This window comes from Schlesneria sphaerica (assembly GCF_044336245.1).
Lineage (GTDB): Bacteria > Planctomycetota > Planctomycetia > Planctomycetales > Planctomycetaceae > Schlesneria > Schlesneria sphaerica.
Genome location: NZ_CP172346.1, coordinates 4,970,455 through 4,984,785 on the forward strand (window position 1 = coordinate 4,970,455; position 14,331 = coordinate 4,984,785).

General features: G+C 56.1%; 11 protein-coding genes. 9 read left to right on the forward strand and 2 right to left on the reverse strand.

What is annotated here, in order from left to right:
• The first annotated feature begins 153 nt into the window (after positions 1-153).
• The 3 genes from ACGY09_RS18120 to ACGY09_RS18130 all read left to right on the forward strand — a co-directional run bounded on the left by ACGY09_RS18120 (position 154) and on the right by ACGY09_RS18130 (position 3,013).
• Positions 154-315, forward strand: coding sequence for a hypothetical protein (locus ACGY09_RS18120; RefSeq protein ID WP_397568833.1), 162 nt, complete (start codon positions 154-156; stop codon positions 313-315).
• Positions 316-636: 321 nt separating this feature from the next.
• Positions 637-1,323, forward strand: coding sequence for a hypothetical protein (locus tag ACGY09_RS18125; RefSeq protein ID WP_373653567.1), 687 nt, complete (start codon positions 637-639; stop codon positions 1,321-1,323).
• 115 nt (positions 1,324-1,438) lie between these two features.
• Positions 1,439-3,013 (forward strand): M14 family zinc carboxypeptidase, encoded by a 1,575-nt coding sequence (locus ACGY09_RS18130; protein WP_397568834.1) that lies wholly within the window; start codon positions 1,439-1,441, stop codon positions 3,011-3,013.
• A 286-nt stretch (positions 3,014-3,299) separates the two neighbouring features.
• Here the strand turns inward: ACGY09_RS18130 and ACGY09_RS18135 are convergent, their stop codons facing one another.
• Positions 3,300-3,554: a hypothetical protein gene (locus tag ACGY09_RS18135; RefSeq protein WP_397568835.1), complete on the reverse strand. Its 255-nt coding sequence runs from the start codon at positions 3,552-3,554 to the stop codon at positions 3,300-3,302.
• A gap of 431 nt (positions 3,555-3,985) precedes the next feature.
• On the opposite strand from ACGY09_RS18135, the gene ACGY09_RS18140 reads away from it, so the two are divergent.
• From ACGY09_RS18140 to ACGY09_RS18160, 5 genes are all read left to right on the forward strand, one after another.
• Positions 3,986-4,375 (forward strand): GntR family transcriptional regulator, encoded by a 390-nt coding sequence (locus tag ACGY09_RS18140; protein ID WP_397568836.1) that lies wholly within the window; start codon positions 3,986-3,988, stop codon positions 4,373-4,375.
• Positions 4,376-4,392: 17 nt separating this feature from the next.
• Complete coding sequence (locus ACGY09_RS18145; protein WP_397568837.1) at positions 4,393-5,274, forward strand: ABC transporter ATP-binding protein; 882 nt, start codon at positions 4,393-4,395, stop codon at positions 5,272-5,274.
• Positions 5,267-7,438: a hypothetical protein gene (locus tag ACGY09_RS18150; protein WP_397568838.1), complete on the forward strand. Its 2,172-nt coding sequence runs from the start codon at positions 5,267-5,269 to the stop codon at positions 7,436-7,438. Before ACGY09_RS18145 ends, ACGY09_RS18150 begins: the two co-directional genes overlap by 8 nt.
• Before the next feature lie 782 nt (positions 7,439-8,220).
• Positions 8,221-11,211, forward strand: a complete 2,991-nt coding sequence (locus tag ACGY09_RS18155; RefSeq protein ID WP_397568839.1) for a sigma 54-interacting transcriptional regulator — start codon at positions 8,221-8,223, stop codon at positions 11,209-11,211.
• A gap of 45 nt (positions 11,212-11,256) precedes the next feature.
• Positions 11,257-12,126, forward strand: a complete 870-nt coding sequence (locus ACGY09_RS18160; RefSeq protein ID WP_397568840.1) for a hypothetical protein — start codon at positions 11,257-11,259, stop codon at positions 12,124-12,126.
• A gap of 152 nt (positions 12,127-12,278) precedes the next feature.
• On the opposite strand, the gene ACGY09_RS18165 is transcribed toward ACGY09_RS18160, so the two are convergent.
• Complete coding sequence (locus ACGY09_RS18165; protein WP_397568841.1) at positions 12,279-12,443, reverse strand: hypothetical protein; 165 nt, start codon at positions 12,441-12,443, stop codon at positions 12,279-12,281.
• Positions 12,444-13,034: 591 nt separating this feature from the next.
• Here ACGY09_RS18165 and ACGY09_RS18170 point away from each other — a divergent pair.
• A complete protein-coding gene (locus tag ACGY09_RS18170) occupies positions 13,035-14,090 on the forward strand; it encodes a DUF1207 domain-containing protein (protein ID WP_397568842.1) in 1,056 nt (351 codons plus the stop codon).
• Positions 14,091-14,331: the final 241 nt, after the last annotated feature.

The following is a 14,331-nucleotide window of genomic DNA, read 5'->3' on the forward strand; positions in this document are numbered from 1 at the left end:
TCCCCGGCGGGGTTCTTTCGTTGTTTCATGGACCAAGGTTTCTCGGCTCCAGGAGATGACTGACTGATCGATTGAGACTTGGTTGTGGTGCAGGGGCTACTATTGCGGGGAGCGTCAAGCAGGGGGCAGCGAGCAGTCACGCGAAGGGACTCGATGAAGCTGCCTGTCAATGCGACCGGCCTGCGTGGCTTGTGGGAGAGCCTGTCTCCGGAACTCTGCCGCGTTGGTCTAAGGGGTGGGGACTGTATGTGGTGCGAGGACCGCTGGTCGGACAAGATCGATGCATCGCATTTGGGGGATGTGTTCCTGGCATAAGCGGTTTCCCGTCAAATTGTTACGCTGCGGAGGAGATGCCCCATGGAATTGCGCCCCAGCGTCGACTCGACCAGGTTTTCGCTCGAGAAAATTTCCGTCTGATGTCAGAAGCTCTTCGACCGGTATCGTCGGATTGAGTGGCACATTTACCTAGGAATTCCACTCGTCAGAACAAGACTGATTCCGCTGAAATCTCAAAACGGGTGCTAGATTTCATTCAATGACGGGATCGAATGGCGGTCTCTGAAGCATTGAAAATCCACGTCTGGGTTCGCTGCGAGATGTCGCGTCGATCCAAACCGTAGGCGAGAGGGGAATGTCATGGGGTTCTTGAAGCATTTTTTCAAGAACACGTATCGCGACGGTGAGTCGAAGCAGGGACGCAGCAGCTTCGAGAATTTGAGTGACGAGCAACTCGAGGCTCATCTGAAGGTAGGACGATACGGCAACTTTTCGCTGACAGACGCAGTTCGGCCCTCATACGATCTGCAAATCGTGCCTCAGGCCGGATATCGCCACGACTTCTACCATGACCAGGAATCGGGGATCCGGATCCCGGTCATAATGGCTGCCGCCAGTAGCGAAATCCTCCTGGAGCTGTTCCTCGACTTGTTGGAACCGCTTGGGCACGAAGTCGATGTCGTCCTGGAAACGAGCCACGATCGTCGCCGGGGAAGTCATCACGACTTGTATCGAGAAGATATTGATCTGCCGGTGCTGAAGAGCAGTTTTTACGAGTTTGAAGATTTGCTGCTGGGGGATGGATGTACCGGCGTCGCTGTTCTTAATCCTGAAATCCCAAGGGAGATCCAACTTGATGAACATAAGCTGTTGATCATCTATGGCCAGGAACTTGTCGAGTTCGAAGACATCCTCGATGACTACGGCCTGCCCCGAATGGAAAAGATCAAGTTCATTACCGAAGCCGAACATATTCACTCGTCCACGGATGAGTTCGCGCGGCGGTTTGAAGAAATGAGAACGCGACTGGGAATCGACTTGGACTGAGATTCGCATGTCGGTCGGAAGACGACCCCCGCCTCCTTGATCTGCCCGCGTATACTTGAATGCAACCTGCCTCGCACGACGGAGTGCCCCCATTCTCTGTCTGGAGATGACAACCGTGCGAACTTTGATGACGCTTGCGACTCTTTCTGCCGCCACGGCAGGGTATTTTTATCTTCAGGGAACACCCTCGGTAGGTGAGCCTTACGAAGCTCCTTCGGCCGCAGCGCGGCTTCAGGAAGAGGCGCAGCGCGAGTACCTGCGTCTGTCTGAAGTCTCGCGAGGCTCTGTGAAGGAACTCGTGAATCGCGTGCACCTGCACACGAAGTCGGTGCTCGATGACTTCGCGAACCAGCATGGTGGTCATTCCGATGCGCCGCTCGACGATGCCTTTCAGCGATTGAGGCAAGTCACCCAGTCGGCCATCGACACCTACGCCGCGGATAAGACTCCCGCGGAAGAAGTGGCCAAATCCAAGCCAACGCGACTTCCGCCGACGCGACTGGATGATCTGCAGCGGATTGCCTTCGATCCCGGAGCGGCGATCGATCAGGTTGTTGAACAGATTCTCATCCAGCACGAGGAAAGTATTCAGCAGGAAGAGGCTGCAAATATCGCTGCAAGTTCCCCTGCAGCAGAGGTTGAATCGGTACAGACTGAAGCTCTGAAAACGGAGAAAGAACCCGAACCAGCCCCCGTCGCGACGGTCGCCGAACAGGCTCAGGAAGCTCCCGCAGCGGTGCCCCAGGTGGCTCAGTCAGGGCCTGCGGAGAGTGCGGCCGAGGCTCCTGCTGTCACAGGATCGGAAATTACAAACGTTTCGCGGCAGGAGGCTACGCCTGTGGTGAAGACGATGACCGCTCCTGCGCAGCCGGCGACAGCGCCTCAGACGTCGAAGCCAATCGTGGGGTATGAGTGGAAGGTAATTGGCAAGACGACCGAAGGTCGGAAAATGCATTCCACCCAATTCGGGTCGACGGGGACTCGGATACTGGTGATCGCCGGTTTAAATGGCGAGGATCGAGTTGCTGTGCGCTGGCTCGAGTTGCTGGCGGATGCAATGGCCAGCCGGCCGGACCTCACAAAGAACGTCGAAGTCGTGTTCTTCCGGGCTGGTAACCCGGATGGTCTGGTTCGGAAAGTGAAGACGAACTCTCGCGGTGTGCCACTCAACCGTAATTTCCCCAGCCGAGGATATCGGCAGGTGGTCGGCGTCCCTTCGTTTGCTGTCCCTGCCAGCGAAGTTGAGACACGTGTGATCCTGGACACGCTGTACACGTTTCGTCCGCGTCGTGTGATTCACCTCACTTCGACAACAGGTCCGTCGCAGGTCCTCTACAACCGATCCGGAAAACCCCTGGCACTTGAGCTTGAGCGTAATGCGAAGTTGAAACCTGTGCTGCTGGATCCTGAACTCAGTCCTGGTTCGCTGGAAGACTTCTCTGACGGAACGTTGGAGGCTGCCGTTCTGTCGCTCAAGGTCAGCGTTGGCAACGACTGGCAGCAGGCTTGGACCCAGGTTCAATCGCAGGTGCTGGCTGCAGTGGTTGGGCGACCTCTCGGTGCGGGTGAGGGAGAGAATGGCGTGGACCTAGATGCAAATGGCAGCCCCGTTCCCTATTCCACGATTGAACCGATTTCGCGAAATCCACGTAATCGTGGTTATCAGGAACTTCCGGCCCCACCGGAGTAACGCGGCCTGAGCGCTCTTTGATGAGTGGGATTTCCCATCCGAGAACATCTCGATTGCAGCCAGTGCCTGTCGCCACAAGAGTGGTGGCAGGCGCTGGCTACATTACGGGTCGCGACTTCGTTGTGTAGCTTCGTGTTGTTTTGTTCGATCCGCGTCAGGTGAACAAGGCAAAGACCCTGTTAAAGGAGTCCGCACGCCGGATCGTTTGTCATGTTTTCAGGGATCAGGCGGATGATTGGAAATTTCGACAATCGTCGAATCGAGGATCCGTTTCTTTGACAAGACTTCACGCGGGGGTATTGTTGACGAGCGTCGGGGGAGTTTTAGGTCGCTTTTGCACAACCTTCCGGCGATTCTTCCGGCTGGCGGGACGCTGACCTTTTTGAAAGCTTCGCTTCAGTTGGGCGAAGGCGGCCTCTGCTGCTGAACCGTTTCCTGCCTGCAGCGCTCGGAGGAGGGCCTCGAAGATCTGCTTGACGTCATCGGAGTATGGATTCTGATTAGACGCATCAGGCGTGGCGGTCAGCTCAATCAGTGCCATGGTGCATTACTCCTTTGCGGTCGATCTCATCCAATGAGTTTTTTGGCCTGAAGGCAGGGCTTGTTCGACTTCTGGAACTAACATCGGTTGGTTCTGGTCGATGACGCGAACGTTCTTACAGTAGCCATCACGTTTTTCTTTGTGTTGTTGATGAGCCCTGTTTTTAAGGCGATTGAAGGCTACAGGGCCTCCCCACACCGCCTGCTCAGTGTGCTGTTTTGAAGCACCTGGAGGCTGTCTTCCGCTGCTCTCATTTGACCTTCGCGACCGATCGATGCGGCAGATCGATCAAACGGGTGTCGCGGCGGTTTCCGATCCAGGCAGGCGTTCCAAGCAAGTCCCGGTCCAAGTCGAAATTCGAAATTGACTTTCATCTCAAAGTGTATTACTGTCGTGATACACAAATGCAACAAAACCCTCTCGAATTCGCTGTGCAGCCTACATCTGGAGTGCCGATCTACCGGCAACTCATGGATCAGGTTCGTTCCATGATCTCCAGTGGCAGGCTGGTGGCAGGGGACAGGCTGCCCAGTGTGCGGCAATTGGCCGCGACACTCGAGGTCAACATGATGACAGTCTCGAAGGCATACGCCCGTCTGGAAGCAGACGGTGTGATCGAGCGAGAGAGAGGGGTGGGAATGCGGGTCCCCCTCGCCTCGGAGCCTGGGACAAATTCCGGAGCGCGGACGACGATTTCTGAACGGCAGAAAGAGTTGCGGCCGGTCGCCGAAGAGCTGGCGACGCGGGCGTGGCAACTGAAGTTGACTGAGGAGCAGGCGATTTCCGTTGTCGAAGCGGTGTTCAAAGAGCGGAACTTGTGAAGGAAGGGGACCTCCCGATGGCTGATTCCGTCATTACAATCAATTCCCTGAAGAAGACCTTTGGTTCGAGGCAGGTGCTCACTGGCGTTGATCTCGACGTACCGGCAGGGGCCATGGTGGGGTTGGTGGGGACGAACGGCTCGGGCAAATCCACTCTCATCAAGTGTTTGCTTGGCCTGCTGAGAAAGACCTCGGGGACAGTCAATCTCTTTGGAGAGGATTCCTGGAACCTCAGTGCCTCGGCAAAAAGTCGACTGGGATATGTTCCTCAGACCGTCCGGCTTTATCCGTGGATGAAGGTGAAGCACATCGTTGCTTACACCTCCTCGTTCTACGAGGACTGGGATGAAGAGTGGACAGCGACACTGCTCGATCGATGGGAGCTTCCGCTGGAACATCGAATCGGCCCTTTGTCCCCCGGTCAGTTGCAGAAACTGGCGCTAGTGCTCGCCTTGGGATATCGACCTGAGCTTCTGATTCTTGATGAGCCGGTGGCGAGTCTGGATCCTGTCGCACGACGCGGATTTCTGCGGTCGTTGCTCGAACTCTGTCAGGAGAACGAGCACACCATCCTGTTCTCGACACATATCACTTCGGATCTGGAGCGGGTTGCCTCCCATCTGGCAATTCTGAAAGAGGGGCAAATCGCTCTGTTTGACGAGCTTGATAACGTCAAGGATCAGGTGAAGCGATTTCGGATTAAGGCGGCATCCTCACTTCCGGCGGATTTTACAATCCCGGGAGCCTTGCGTTGTGCTGTGGACGGGAAGCAGGCCGTGGCGGCGGTCACACGGGTTGATGATCAGCTTGTGTCCGAATTAAAACGGCAGTGGCAAGCAGACGTGGTGGTGGAAGACCTGAATCTCGAAGAGATTTTTCTGGAGTATCACCATGTCTGATCTTCCTCGAAATTCCGTCATTGCCCGTCCCCGTCGATGGAGGGCCGTCTGGTTGTCGTATTGCACTCGTCCGCTCATGTGGGGATTCGCATTAGTGGCCGGGCTGGTGGGGGCAGGGATCGCAGTGGCGGTTGCAAGGGATCCGGAGGACGTGGCCCGATCCAGGACTCTCAATTCGGCAAATCCTACGGCAGCAGCACCCGATCCAGTCGTCGACATGACATTTGGGAAAGACGCGTCACGCTCGATCAATTGGTCCCAGGTACGCACACTGAAGGTGATGGATCTTTCGCAATGCGCACCGTTGTGGACTGATGGTGCCATGCCGCGCCTGGAATCGCTAACCGTCTACAAAGGTGTCACCGATGATGAATTGACGGAACTTTGCCAGCGTCATCGTTTTGTCTCTTTAACTCTTCATGATACGCGGCATCTGACCCCGGCAGGAACACGTGCCTGGCAAAACCAGACTCGTCTGGATTTTCTCAGATTCACAAGCTTCGAGCAGGTCCAGGCCAATGTGAAGCTCGATTGGCCTCCCAATTTGAGGACCTTGATTTGCGACGACCCACGAGGAGTCAGCCTGTTGCGGTTGCGAGAATGGCGAGGCCTGCATCAGCTAGAGACTGTGTCTACGCGTATCGTCCCCTCGACGGCGGGAGTTTCTCCAGAGGTTATCGACGAACTCAGGCAATTCCCGCGATTGAAGCGACTCTTCCTGGTGGAATTACCACCGGCGTTCCCCAATGTCCTGTCCGAACTGCAACAGGCTCTACCCCGGATTCGTGTCCGGCCGCATGCGTACGACCCCGTTCGGCTTGAAAGAGTGAATCTGATCCTGGTCTTCGGGTTTCTGGTTTACGTCGGTCTTTCGATCCAATTATCCCCCCAGTTTGTGTCATCTCATCGCCTTTTGACACCCCGTTTCGCAAGAAGTCACTTCAGTGCTGCCGGAGCGATCGTTTTCTGTACGGGGGGACTGTCGTGCCTTCTGTTTCACAAAGCCGGAAGTGCTTACCTAGCCAGCGTGGCCCTGAGCGGCCTGCCAATTGTACTCCTTGCAGTACTGATCCGCTTTTCTCGGTGGATTGGTGGCCTCTCGGGCGTCCCGGTCCCCGGCGTGGCGAACTGGGTCGCGGTTCAATCTATGGCACTCGGGCTCTCCTTCTGTCTGTTGCTGACAAACGGAAATCGTCTGGAACTGGATTGGTTCCTGCGAGGGGAGCAGGTTGGGTCCGCGTTCTTCCTCATGGCAGCGACTTGCTGGGGGGCGTACGACCTGGCGCGGTGGTACGCTGGGCTGCTGCGAGGGCTGGAAGAGTCAGGCGGGGGGGATGTCCCGCTGAGCTGCGTGGATGTGCCGGGCTGGCAGGGCTGGGTAAGAACCCAAGCGTCTCTACAGTCTACGTCGGCGAAACGAGAGCAGCGCTTATACAGGTTGGTAGATGCGCGCATGGAACAGTTCGCGGAACGAATCCGCGGTCGCTACCTCGTGACGCCGCTTAGTCAGTGGAAAGCGGCGGCTATCCTGACAACGAATGGGTGGATCACCAACATGATTGTGATGGTCGTGATTGCGAAGGTGGGGGAGGCCCTGTTAATGCCCACTGAATGGCTATCCCAAGCCCCGGTGATCGATTTCGGGTGTCTACAACTCCTTGGCTCGGGACTTCTTTTTCCGTTGTGCTTTGCCTGGTATCGCCGCCCGATGATGTCCCTCGAACTCTTGCGACCAAGTTCACGCCGAGACTGGGTTCTAACAAATTTCCGCGGGCTGCTGAGTGACCTCTGGCCTATCGCCGCGGTTTCAGGCGTGTATGGGAACTGGCTGCTCTGCACCGGGCGTTTCGGTCAGTGGACGATCCCGGCAATTCTCAGTGTGAATGCCGTGATCGTGACCGTGCTGGTCGCTGTCTATGTCATCGGAGTTTGGGCGATGACAGTGCAATCGCAGAGGGTGGTGGTTCTGATTGCGGTGCTTGGATGGATTGCAGTGGTATCAGGAATCATCGCTCCTATTCTATTCCCGCTCGATCTGACAACGTTGAAACCCGCCGTGATCCTGGCCGCAACCTTTTCCACGTTCTTGGTTTCCTCGACGGTGGGGGTGGGGCTGGCTTACCGGAGTTGGATGAACTGGGAAGTGGGCAATTCTTCGCAATGAACGACGCTTGCAGAGCTTTGTCACGCGGATCATTAGAAAAGAGGAATCCGAATCAGGTATCCGTTGCGGATGTGGATTTCACTTTAGCGGGATGCTTGATCCCCCCGGACCGGGATGCCCGCAGCAGAATCCGTGCAGAGCCGCTGGGAGTTTCTACTCCCAAGCGAGAATATGCTCTTAAGAGTTCCAGGTACGTATCGCAGAAACCCTCGGTCTTGATTCGGGGATTCCACACGGGCACGGCCGGACTAGCACGTACAAAAAGAAAAACGCCCCCATCCGTGAGGGCGACTGCATCCTGCTCCATCCGTTGACCGGAAGAGACGTGCTGGTGACAGCTCCGCCTCAGTATAAGAAAAAGAACCCCCAGAGAACTGCGTCCGTCAACTATGTTGGGTGTACTGGCGATTGGGTTCCGGGGAGCAGAGTGGGTCAGAGACTGCTCAGAGGGGGCCATGCAGTTCACAGCCAACGGGTTCGTTGTTCGCTGGGGGTTCGGGCTGGGAAAGATCATGTGGCGGTTGCTCGTCACGTGAGAAATGCAAAGCTAACCTTGTGCCAAAGATGTTTCGGCGCACAAAGTTTTGAATCTCATTCAATATTTCATTGATTTTCAGGCTCCAACGGGGCAAGATGGTTGTGGCAGAGGACGATTTTCGGCGCGCGCCGAAGAATAAACCTTTCCAAATGAGCGCCGAAGCGTTTGCTTTCGGCGCCGAAAGCCCCCTCGAAACCAGATCGGACAGACGATGGATCGCACAAATTGGATGGTTAGGGGGAGTTTGGCGGTTTTTGCTGGCGCCATCGTCGCCTACTGCGTTGTGGTGATGGTGGTTGTCGCCACAGCCCCCGACCTTCGCCTTCGTTTTCTTCTCGTCGGGCCTACCGGCCTTACCTCCGGCATCATCATCGAAGATACAATCGGGGTCGAAGCCCTGGATGGGCAACCGGTACCGCAGCCCCAGGACGTCTTGATTGAGTTGGATGGTCAACCGGTTAAAACCAGTCTCGATTTTATGCGAGAACAGTTCGCCATCCGAAATCGGGATCTTCAGCTTCGCCCGAACACTCCGGGTCCGCACCGGCAGGATGCGCAAAACTACGTTCCGATTAAATTTGTCCGATCGACGGACGCTCAGCCAGTCTCCACAGCGATCAAGATCCAAGCGGTCCCGATGCGGGAAGTGGGTCTGACTCTCGTCTGGTTCCTGCTCGAACTGATTATTTTTTCAGTGGGGGCGGTCGGCTTCTGGAGTCGGCCGTTCGATGACGCCGCGCGACTCTTCTTTGTGATGTGCACCGTGACGTTGGCCGCTTTCGTGGGGGGCTTTCACTGGTGGACGGTCGGCAGCAACTTCTGGCTGAATCTTCCCTTCGCTGTCTGCGCAATCTTGCTCCCGGCCGTCATTCTTCACTTTTTTCTCGTTTACCCCCGTTCGAAGCGACCGCTGATTCAGTGGCCGATTGCCACTGTCGCTGCCATCTACGCCATTCCACTTCTGACGATCATGGCGTTTCTCGCCGTGGACGGCGGCTTGTGGTTTCTGCCTCATTCGATGGGCCCACAGGCGGAATTCAATTCGCAACTTGTCTCGATGCTGTTGAACTGGTTGAGAATCGGTGTCTACAGCTACTTTGCCGTGGCTGCGGTGTACTTTCTGATCGCTTTGGGGGCTCTGACGCACAGTTGGTTTACGGCCCGTAATCCCATTGAGAAGAACCAGGTTCGCTGGATCCTGCGCGCTGGTTGTGCCGCCTCGTTCTTTATTGGCTATGCACTCTATCTCGCCTTCTTCTACCGGGCCGAATTTGCGCTGGGGGGAGGGCGAATTCCCATGTTCCTGGCCAGTCTGCTGTTTATGTTCGCATACGCAGTCGGGATTGTCCGGTACAAACTCATGCTGATTGATCAGATCGTCAACCGCGGGATGTGGTACTACGTCCTCAGTTATGCCGCGACAGCAACCGTCGCTTTTGTCATTTCCTGCGGAACCCTGGCGATGACGATCCGCAAAGCCCAGGCTCTGGAGCAGCCTTCCTGGATCATTGCGGGCATTCTCATGCTCGCTGTCGTGCTGCTGATCTGGTTGAGGGATTCCTGGCAGACGTTTGTCGATCGACGCTTCTTTCGCGAAAAGTATCGGCTGGACAAGGCGCTCCAGCGGATGAATCAGGCGGCGGGGCGATTGGCTGATGTCGACTTTCTCGCCGAACGAATGCTGATGTCCTGTCGAGACGTTCTGCAGTCCGAATTGACGGCACTTTATCTTCGCGATTCGCAAACTTCGACTTTTCGACTCGCGGGTGCTCAAGGAGTTTCCGCCGGTCTTCCCATGCAGTTTTCCGCACCGGAGGAATTTTGCCAGGCGCTTCAGACCGATCCGACTCTTCAGCGCGTCACGTCCGTGTCGCGCGATGATCTGTCGCCGACGCAAAGTCTGTTAAGGCTGGTGAAAGCGGATCTCGTCCACGGCTTGGAAACCAATGGCGAAATTACCGGGATCGTCGTTCTGGGAGGCAAGCAGAATGGGTTGATGTATTCGGCCGAAGATCTGACCTTCCTTACGGCGCTGGGACAGATCACCGGGATCGCGCTTCATTGCGCCAACGTGCATCAGAACCTAAAACATCTGAACGAAGAACTGCGAACCAAAGTGGATCAGTTGGCGCAGCAACGTCAGCGAATCGCCATGCTGGAGGCCGAGATCGCGACGACACGGTCTGAACCTGTCACTGCAACCGGGACCGAGTTCCGTCGCGACTCGATCATTGGACGCAGCCCGGCTTTGAACCAGGTGCTGGAGATGGTTCGCAAAGTCGCGCCGAGTGAAACGAGTGTTCTAGTTCGTGGCGAGAGCGGGACAGGGAAGGAATTGCTGGCGAAAGCGATCCATGAGAACAGTTCACGGCGGAGCGGACCGCTGATCAGTGTGAACTGTGCCGCATTCTCGTCCGGCTTGCTCGAAAGCGAATTATTCGGACATGTACGCGGGTCATTCACGGGAGCTCATGAGAATAAACCAGGTCGATTTGAATTGGCTCATCGGGGAACGCTGTTTCTGGATGAAATCGGCGATATTTCCGCCGAGACGCAGATCAAACTGCTGCGTGTGCTTCAGCAGCGTGAGTTCGAGCCCGTGGGGGGGACCAAAACGATTCAGGTCGACGTCCGCATGATCGCGGCGACACATCAGAACCTGGAACGGCTGATCGCCGAAGGCAAATTTCGCGAGGACTTATACTACCGCCTGAACGTCATCAGCATTCATTTGCCGCCGCTGCGAGAGCGACCGGACGACATTCTCGATCTGGCGGCTTACTTCCTCAAATCGGCAGCGGTCCGAGGGGGGCGACGAGTCACCCGCTTTGACGATGACGCCTTGAATGCCCTGATGCAGTACTCATGGCCTGGTAACATTCGTGAACTTCAGAACGTCATCGAACGGGCCGTGGTCCTGTGCGACGATGAGGTAATCGAACTTAGCGATTTGCCTGCCGACATTCAGAAGACAACTTCGACGGTGAACAAAGGGTCGCCCAACTGGGATCTGAGTACGACAGAGACCATTGCAAGCCAGACGTTCGCGGCGGACGATCCCGCGTCTGAGCGGCGAATCCTTGTGGAAGCGCTGCACGCTTGCGATGGGAACAAAACCAAGGCCGCGCGCCGCCTCGGCTTGCCCCGCAGCACGTATTTCAGCAAGCTGAAAAAGTATGGGATTGACGACAATCCTCCGGCGGATTCGCCCCGGTTTGGACGACTGCCGCGGTAAGGTTGGCGAATCACCCCCTGATCTTGACGGACTTGAGAGACACCAATGGCAATCCTCGATCGTGAGGAATACATCGAGCAGGCATATTTTTTTAAGACGTTCCTGGAACGACTCGACGAAGACCTGCCGTCCCAGGAAATCCTCACGAGCATCAAGGAAGAGATCCTGGGGACGACGAAGCTGCCGCTCGCTCTCGATGTCCTGAGAGGAGAGATGCTGCTGAAAGGGCGTCTCTGCGAGGGGATGGCACTGCTGAAGCATTACTTCGCGCCGTTTCAGACGTTCGTCATGAAGCAGGCTGAAGAAGACCGCACCAAGTTCGATCAACGTGTCGCGCTGCAAATTCTGGAACGGGAAGCTCGCTATCGGGCCGGGAACGGGAACCCCGCCGGACTGTTTGTCTATCAGTTCGAATGCATTTCGCGAAACCGATTGGGCTATGATCGGGGAATGACCGCGATCTCGGAAGATCCTGTCTACAATGCCGATTGGCGCGAGTGGATTCTGAGGTCTCGACTGCAGCTGGGGACTGTCGAGTTCGCGGACCTGATCTACTTTCGATCGGAATTCTATCTGGAAGAGCGGCGGAAGCTGGTCGACCCCCATGAAGTCCCCACCGTCCCGTTACTGTTCAGCCGGCAGGAGGGGCGGATTGCCAAGGCGAACCGTGGGAAAGACCCGCTTTTACTGTTCGCCGCATTGCAGCGTCAGCTGGGATATCCTGCGGTCCCTCGTTCTCAATCCTCCCGCGATTTGAAGTTGCCGCCCCACCTCGAAATGCGGTTACAACGCATGGAAAAGCGGATCCAGTTGCTGGAAGCGGAGGCGAAAGGAAAACTCGACCTCAGCGAGTTCTACGCTCAGCCTCGATCATTCGAAGACCCACCCGACATGGGAGAGGGGATTTCCCAATGAGGAAACCGAGGGGATTGGCGACACGATAAGCATCCTTTTGCGACGCACCGGCTGCCATCGTGTCCCCTGAAATCTGGGATTGGTCGGAGCCCGGATCAGCCTACTCTTGTCCAGTCGGAACCCGGCGTGCAGGTGCGTGAAAGGTCGTGCCGTCAGCTCAATTTCCGTTGCCGGGACTGCTTGTGTGGGTTGTTTGGGTTGTAGCGATTGCTCGGGCTTTGGGGTGATGGTTCGTCCTTTCCTTCGGCATCGCGCAGGGGAGCGACGGCCTGCCGCCGCGTGCGGGCTTCCGGGACATCAAGATGTTCAACGTTCATGATTCAAGGAACCATCGCGGTTCATTTTCTTCAGGACCCGAAGTCCCATTTTCTTCTGACCGCTGCTTATTTCATTGCTTTTGTGCAAGGTTTCATGAGCCTGTTTTGCGAATCGATACGACCTGCAATTGACTCTGTTTTGATATTTCCAGGTTGGCCGCCTTAAAGGCCACAGTCTCGGAAAAGTTTCCCAAATCAGCAGCTCCCTTACATCTGGGATCAGTCCTCTCACTGGTACGTGTTGACGTGGTATTCCTCTGACTGGCTTGAGTCGTTTTGCTGTGGGGATGACGCAGGTCTGCTCGCTGTCGTTGATTGTGCAATGTGTGCCGCATCAACGGAGCATCACGTGTGAAGCGGACTTGTCGAACGTGTGGAATAGACGGGACCAGTCGTACCAGTTGTATGGGGTTTGTCGGGTGTAGTTTTCAGACAAGAGATTCGTACTGAGCCAGTGAAAGCGTTCTTGCCAAGCGTAGGAAGCCGATCTGCTTTTAAAGCAGAACCTCGAAGGTCACCGACCACCTAATACGGTTTCGAACTTGAACTGAGAGCAGGACTGGACAAGACGTGCGGACATACAAAATCCAAGTGAGCACTCTGATCTTTAGTGCATGCCTGACGACGATGGCCTGGGGAGGTAGTGAGGGTCATCCGGCCCCCCCTTACAACCTCGCAAGTGTCGTCCCCATAAAAGAAAAATCGGAAGTCAGGCAAGTCAATTTTTCGGCTACAGAGTCACCGGGATTGACGGAGCAGGCTGTGGGGGGGGATTCACCCGCCTATCTGACTCCGGAAGGTTTGCCTCCGCTGTCACAGGTCACACCCGCCGCGCCAGCGGCTCCTGTCGCCTCGTCGAATTTCGATGAAATTTTCGACGGACCTGGCTACGAGTGGCAGGTGCTTCCTGTGGGGCTGATGTACAAGGCCTATCTGGCGGGTGAAAAAGAGTCTCGAATGGCGTCTGTCTTCTACGCGGCAAATGGGCGTAAAGGAGCGATCTGGGAGAACACTCTCGGTGCTCACGTCGGCCTTTTGCGTTACGGAACGACGAACTCGGTGAACCCCCAGGGCTGGCAGTTCGACCTCGAAGGGGCGGCGATGCCCCGTGTGGACATGGGACACGAGGATGACCTTGAGGCGGTTGACTTCCGCGCGGGATGGTTGATCACTCATCGTCGAGGTCCCAACGCGTTCAAAGCAGGCTACTACCATCTCAGTTCGCATGTGGGGGACGAGTACCTGATTCGAAACATCGGTTTTGAACGTCTTAACTATGTTCGAGATTCGCTGATCATTGGATGGACACGCGACGTCATGAGTCCCAATCTGCAAGTCTATGGTGAGATTGCCTGGGCCGTGTTTGCTCAGGACGGTGCTCAACCTCTGGAACTGCAGTATGGTATTCAGTACTCCCCGTTGGTTTTCGGTCTGCATGGGGCACCGTTCGCAGCGATCAATGGTCACACTCGACAGGAGTTCAACTATACCACCAGCATTACCGTCCAAGCTGGATGGCAATGGCGTGGGGTATCGAATCATACGCTGCGAACGGGTGTCAGTTATTACGAGGGGCCCTCGATGCAGTGGTCATTCGTGGGACAATCAGATCGGATGATCGGGGCGGGGATCTGGTTCGACTTTTGATCTGAGTGGAGACCATCGTTCCTCCCATCGACGGGCAAACGCTGCTCCCAATCAAGACCTCCCCCTGACATGCTGACAATCAGTGCGATCGGAAGAAAAGTTGTTTCACACGTCACCCCGGTGGTCGCATGTTTGCGACGACCGGGGTTTCTGCTTTGCTGCGGACGATGTCAGAACTCGCCCGTGGTAAGCGGTCGCATCACACAGTGACTGGATGACGACGGACGCTCCGAGGGCCGGA

What these genes read in the sequence shown, in the direction of transcription:
- ACGY09_RS18120 (WP_397568833.1), top strand. Translation starts at nt 154, where the DNA reads ATGAAGCTGCCTGTCAATGCGACCGGCCTGCGTGGCTTGTGGGAGAGC.
- ACGY09_RS18125 (WP_373653567.1), top strand. Translation starts at nt 637, where the DNA reads ATGGGGTTCTTGAAGCATTTTTTCAAGAACACGTATCGCGACGGTGAG.
- ACGY09_RS18135 (WP_397568835.1), bottom strand. Translation starts at nt 3,554, where the DNA reads ATGGCACTGATTGAGCTGACCGCCACGCCTGATGCGTCTAATCAGAAT.
- ACGY09_RS18145 (WP_397568837.1), top strand. Translation starts at nt 4,393, where the DNA reads ATGGCTGATTCCGTCATTACAATCAATTCCCTGAAGAAGACCTTTGGT.
- ACGY09_RS18150 (WP_397568838.1), top strand. Translation starts at nt 5,267, where the DNA reads ATGTCTGATCTTCCTCGAAATTCCGTCATTGCCCGTCCCCGTCGATGG.
- ACGY09_RS18160 (WP_397568840.1), top strand. Translation starts at nt 11,257, where the DNA reads ATGGCAATCCTCGATCGTGAGGAATACATCGAGCAGGCATATTTTTTT.
- ACGY09_RS18165 (WP_397568841.1), bottom strand. Translation starts at nt 12,443, where the DNA reads ATGAACGTTGAACATCTTGATGTCCCGGAAGCCCGCACGCGGCGGCAG.